Origin of the sequence: Kitasatospora sp. MBT63 (assembly GCF_000710465.2) — a bacterium.
Classification (GTDB): domain Bacteria; phylum Actinomycetota; class Actinomycetes; order Streptomycetales; family Streptomycetaceae; genus Kitasatospora.
This window is the reverse complement of the sequence record NZ_JAIZ01000345.1, coordinates 1-5,166: the sequence shown is the minus strand read 5'-3', so window position 1 is coordinate 5,166 and position 5,166 is coordinate 1. Positions and strand designations below refer to the sequence as shown.

The following is a 5,166-nucleotide window of genomic DNA, read 5'->3' as shown; positions in this document are numbered from 1 at the left end:
CGCTCGACCGCGGCCTTGGCGGTCTCCACCTCGCAGACGACCTGGCCGTCCGTGACGGTGTCACCGGGCTTGACGAACCAGGTGAGGATCTCGGCCTCGGTCAGGCCCTCGCCGACGTCCGGCATCTTGAACTCGCGGAGCGAGCGAACTTCGGTGGTCACGGCTCTCGCTCCTCTCAGAACGCCAGGGCGCGGTCGACGGCGTCCAGCACCCGGTCCAGGTCCGGCAGGTAGGTCTCCTCGACCCGCGACGGCGGGTACGGGGCGTGGTAGCCGCCTACCCGCAGGACCGGGGCCTCCAGGTGGTAGAAGCAGCTCTCGGTGAGCCGGGCGGCCAGCTCGGCGCCCAGGCCCATGAAGACCGGCGCCTCGTGCACCACGATGGCGCGGCCGGTGCGCTTGACCGACTCCTCGACGGTGGCGAAGTCGATCGGCGAGATCGAGCGCAGGTCGACGATCTCCAGCCGGCGGCCGTCCTCCTCGGCGGCCGCGGCGGCCTCCTGGCAGACCTTGACCATCGGGCCGTACGCGATCAGCGTCGCGTCGGTGCCCGGCCGGACGATCCGCGCCGCGTGCAGCGGCAGCGAGGGGGCGTCCTCGACCTCGCCCTTGTCCCAGTAGCGCCGCTTGGGCTCCAGGAAGATCACCGGGTCGTCCGACTCGATGGCCTGGCGCAGCATCCAGTGCGCGTCGTTGGCGTTGGACGGGCTGACCACCCGCAGGCCCGCGGTGTGCGCGAAGTACGCCTCGTGCGACTCGCTGTGGTGCTCGACGGCGCCGATGCCGCCGCCGTACGGGATCCGGACGGTGACCGGCATCTTCACGTGGCCGAGCGCACGGGCGTGCATCTTGGCGAGCTGGGTGACGATCTGGTCGAAGGCCGGGTAGACGAAACCGTCGAACTGGATCTCCACCACCGGGCGGTAGCCGCGCAGCGCGAGGCCGATCGCGGTACCGACGATGCCGGACTCGGCGAGCGGGGTGTCGATCACCCGGTCCTCGCCGAAGTCCTTCTGCAGGCCGTCGGTGATCCGGAAGACACCGCCGAGCTTGCCGATGTCCTCGCCCATCAGGACGGTCTTCGGGTCGTTCTCGAGCGACTTGCGCAGCGCCTCGTTGAGCGCCTTGGCGATGTTGAGCTGACCTGCCATCAGAGGTTCTCCCCACCCTCGAAGGAGGCCGCGTACGCCTCGTACTCGGCCCGTTCCTCGTCCACCAGTGTGTGCGGCTCGGCATACACATGGTCGAAGATCAGGGTCGGGTCCGGGTCGGGCATGGTTCGGACGCCCTCGCGCACCCGCAGGCCGAGCTGCTCGCTCTGGGCCTCGACCTCGGCGAAGAACGCCTCGTCGGCCAGGCCCTCCTTGTCCAGGTGGGCCTTGAGCCGCAGGATCGGGTCCTTGGCCTTCCAGGCCTCGGTCTCCTCGGTGAGGCGGTAGCGGGTCGGGTCGTCGGAGGTGGTGTGGGCACCCATCCGGTAGGTGAAGGCCTCGATGAGCACCGGGCCGTTGCCGCTGCGGGCGTGGTCCAGCGCCCAGCGGGTCACCGCGAGACAGGCCAGCACGTCGTTGCCGTCCACCCGGACGCCCGGGAAGCCGAAGCCGGAGGCGCGGCGGTACAGCGGGATCTTGGTCTGGGTGGTGGTGGGCTCGGAGATCGCCCACTGGTTGTTCTGGCAGAAGAACACCACCGGCGCGTTGTAGACCGAGGCGAAGGTGAAGGCCTCGTTGACGTCGCCCTGGCTGGAGGCGCCGTCGCCGAAGTAGGCGATCACCGCGTCGTCCGCGCCGTCCTTGGTGATGCCCATCGCGTAGCCGGTCGCGTGCAGCGTCTGCGAGCCGATCACGATGGTGTAGAGGTGGAAGTTCTTCTCGTTCGGGTCCCAGCCGCCGTGGTTCACGCCGCGGAACATGCCGAGCAGGTTCAGCGGGTCCACGTCCCGGCACCAGGCGACGCCGTGCTCCCGGTAGGTCGGGAAGGCGTAGTCGCCCGGGCGCATCGCGCGACCGGAGCCGACCTGGGCGGCCTCCTGGCCGAGCAGCGAGGCCCACAGGCCCAGCTCGCCCTGGCGCTGGAGCGAGGTGGCCTCGGCGTCGAAGCGCCGGACCAGCACCAGGTCGCGGTAGAGGGCGCGGAGCTCCTCGGGGGTGGTCACCAGGGGGAACTCCGGGTGCTCGACCCGCTCGCCCTCGGGCGTGAGCAGCTGTACGAGCTCCGCGGGGGCTCCCGCGCCCGTGCGGAGGTTGTCAGGGACGGCGGGGGCGGCCTTCTTGCGCGCCCTCGTCGTGCTTTTGACGGTCACGTTCACTCCTCGGTCTGTCCGGCCGCCCGGGGTCGCCGGTGACCGGTCCGGTCACCGCCTCGCGCGGCGCGCTTGGGTGTGCGCGCCGGGTGCTCGGCAGGTGGTGATCCTTTTCCGACGGCGTCCCTCTGGCGAGAACGTTACCCAGCGTCGCCCCTTGGCGCCCTTGCGCTTGGACGTCCTAGTTCTTCGCTCCCGGAGAACAGCGGGTGTGGCGCAGCTCTCTTCGGCGGTGCCGTCAGGACACCAGCGCACGCTATCCGGGCAGGCCGCTCGGCGTAAGGGGGTAACGGGAATCGATTCGGTCTCCGCACCCGGTGCATCCGCACGGTCACCGATCCGGTCGGACGGACGCCGGCTGGGCGGTATGGGAGGCTTTGAGCGTGAGCGAAAACGGACAAATCAGAGTTTTTCTCCTCGATGATCATGAGATCGTCCGCCGTGGCGTACACGATCTGCTGTCCACCGAGGAGGACATCGAGGTGGTCGGCGAGGCCGGTACCGCCGCCGAGGCGCTGGCCAGGATCGCGGCGGTCCAGCCCGACGTGGCCGTGCTCGACGTCCGGCTGCCGGACGGCAACGGGGTCGAGGTCTGCCGCGAGGTCCGCTCGCACCACCCGCAGATCAGGTGCCTGATGTTGACGTCCTTCTCGGACGACGAGGCGCTCTTCGACTCGATCATGGCCGGCGCCTCCGGCTACGTCCTCAAGGCGATCCGCGGCACCGACCTGCTCTCCGCCGTGCGCGACGTGGCGGCCGGAAAGTCACTGCTCGACCCGGTCGCCACCAGCCGGGTGCTGGAGCGGCTGCGCGAAGGGGGCGAGAAGGAGGACCAGCGGCTCGCCCAGCTGACCCGGCAGGAGCGGCGGATCCTGGACCTGATCGGCGAGGGGATGACCAACCGGCAGATCGGCAATGAACTTCACCTGGCGGAGAAGACGGTGAAGAACTACGTCTCCAGCCTGCTGGCCAAGATGGGCATGGAACGGCGCACCCAGGCCGCCGCCTACGTGGCCCGCCACCAGGCCGATCACCACAACTGAGCCGTCCCGGGCATCCCTAATCATATTCCTAACAGTGTGTCAAGTACCTATTGCGCCAGGCATTACGCTCGGGCCGTGACCGCGCAACCGCACTCCTCGGCCCCGTCCGATCCGGCATCGGTGCTGCTCGCACCGGTGTTCCTGCCCCGTCCGTCCGCCCCGGCCGACAACCACGTCCCGCTGCCGGGCCACCGGGCCCCGGCACCGGGCCGGCCGATAGCGCAGGCGCCGGCCCGGCCCGATCCGGCGGCCCCGCCGGTCGGCACCCTGAGCCCGCCGGTCGCCCACACCGCCGTGGCCCGGGTGCTGCGGGAGTTCCGCACCGCGCCGGCGCTGCGGGTGCGCCCGGTCGCCGAAGGCCTGCTCAACCGCGGTTACCGGGTGACCACCGAAGCCGGCACCTACTTCCTCAAGTGCTACGTCGACCAGGCCACCGCGACCCGCCCGGCGATCACCGCCCAGCACCACGCCTCGCTCGCGCTGCACCGCGCCGGGCTGCCGGTGGCCCCGCCCCTGGCCGCCCAGGACGGCCGGACGGTGGTCGCCTGCGGCGGCCGGTACTTCGCGCTCTTCCCGTGGGTCGCCGGGGTCCACCGGCACGGCACCGAGCTCGACCAGCAGCAGTGCGGCGACCTCGGCGCGCTGCTAGGCCGGCTGCACGGCGCGCTGGCGAAGGTCTGCGCCCCCGTCCGGCAGCCGCCCGGACGGCTGTCCGCCGACCCGGCCGAGACCGCGCTGCTGGTCGCCCAGTTGCTCCGGCTGGCCCGCCGGGCCGCGCCGCACGGACCGTTCGACGTCCTGGCCGAGCAACGGCTGCTGGAGCGGGCCGAGTTGCTCGCCGCCCGGCGCCACCTGCGGCCCTCCCCCGCCGCGGCCCCGCCCACCGGCTGGACCCACGGCGACTTCCACGGGCTCAACCTGCTGCACCGGGGCGGGCGGGTGGTCGCCGTCCTGGACTGGGACAAGCTCGGCCTGCACCCGACCGCCGAGGAGGCGGTCCGCTCGGCCACCCTGATCTTCAACGACCCGGTCACCGGCGTCCTGGACCTCTGCCGGGTCCGCCACTACGCCCGCGGCTACCGCGACAGCGGGGCGGCGGGCGCCCGCGAGATGGCCGCCGCCGTGCACCGGGTCTGGTGGGAGCGGCTGAACGACCTCTGGATGCTGCAGTGGCACTACCAGCGCGGCGACCACCGCGCCGATCCGCTGTTCCCCGGCTCGGCCGGCCAACTCGCCTGGTGGTGCCAGGAGTACGAGCAGGTGCTGGACGCCTTCACCAACTGAGCAGCTGAGCGCCGACGGCCCCCGCCCGGGAAGGGCGGGGGCCGTCGTGCGTGGGCGCCGTTACGGCGTCGCCGGCGGGCTCACCGGGACGGAGGGCGAGGTGGACGGCTTGCTGGACGGGCTCGTCGACGGCGAGGCCGCGCCGGTCGGCGACTTGGACGCGCTGGCCGACGGCGAGGCCGACGGCGACGGCGAGGTCGAGCGGCTCGCGCTCGGCGACGCCGACGGGCTGTTCACCGGGGACTCCGGCTGGCGGGTGACGGGGTTGGTCTGGGTGCGGACCGGCGACGGCGACGGCTGGCCGGTGCTCGGCTCCGCCGTGCTCGGCTGGCTGGCGACCGTCGGCGGCGGCGTCACCACCGGGTTGTCGTTGCCCTTGTGCCCGCCGCCGCTCAGTGCCAGCGCGGTGCCGACGGCGGCCGCGAGCAGCACCGCCACCACGGCGAGCACCCAGCCCCACGGGTTGCGCCGGCGCTGCGGGCCCTCACCGCCGCCACCGTCGTCGTAGCCGTTCCCGCCGCCCTCCCCCGGGCCGCCC

General features: G+C 72.3%; 5 protein-coding genes and 1 pseudogene. 2 read left to right on the top strand and 4 right to left on the bottom strand.

Features of this window, described 5'->3' with window-relative positions; genetic code table 11:
• The 3 genes from AA75_RS52185 to pdhA all read right to left on the bottom strand — a co-directional run.
• Positions 1–161: biotin/lipoyl-containing protein (locus AA75_RS52185; RefSeq protein WP_033821600.1), on the bottom strand; the 161-nt coding region annotated here is incomplete at its 3' end.
• A gap of 14 nt (positions 162–175) precedes the next feature.
• Positions 176–1,153 carry an alpha-ketoacid dehydrogenase subunit beta gene (locus AA75_RS20535; protein ID WP_149038276.1) on the bottom strand — a complete coding sequence of 326 codons (978 nt, stop codon included), beginning with the start codon at positions 1,151–1,153 and terminating at the stop codon, positions 176–178.
• Positions 1,150–2,307 carry a pyruvate dehydrogenase (acetyl-transferring) E1 component subunit alpha gene (gene pdhA / locus AA75_RS20530; RefSeq protein ID WP_149038275.1) on the bottom strand — a complete coding sequence of 386 codons (1,158 nt, stop codon included), beginning with the start codon at positions 2,305–2,307 and terminating at the stop codon, positions 1,150–1,152. The genes AA75_RS20535 and pdhA overlap by 4 nt, the downstream gene beginning before the upstream one ends.
• 377 nt (positions 2,308–2,684) lie before the next feature.
• On the opposite strand from pdhA, the gene AA75_RS20525 reads away from it, so the two are divergent.
• Together AA75_RS20525 and AA75_RS20520 are read left to right on the top strand one after the other, a co-directional pair.
• On the top strand, positions 2,685–3,344 hold the full coding sequence (locus AA75_RS20525; RefSeq protein ID WP_082526685.1) for a response regulator transcription factor: 660 nt from the start codon (positions 2,685–2,687) through the stop codon (positions 3,342–3,344).
• A 75-nt stretch (positions 3,345–3,419) separates the two neighbouring features.
• Entirely contained in the window at positions 3,420–4,628 is a 1,209-nt protein-coding gene (locus AA75_RS20520) for a phosphotransferase (RefSeq protein ID WP_233289115.1), read from the top strand.
• 60 nt (positions 4,629–4,688) lie between these two features.
• Here AA75_RS20520 and AA75_RS51440 read toward each other — a convergent pair.
• A pseudogene (locus AA75_RS51440) lies at positions 4,689–5,166 on the bottom strand (serine/threonine protein kinase); the annotation flags it as partial.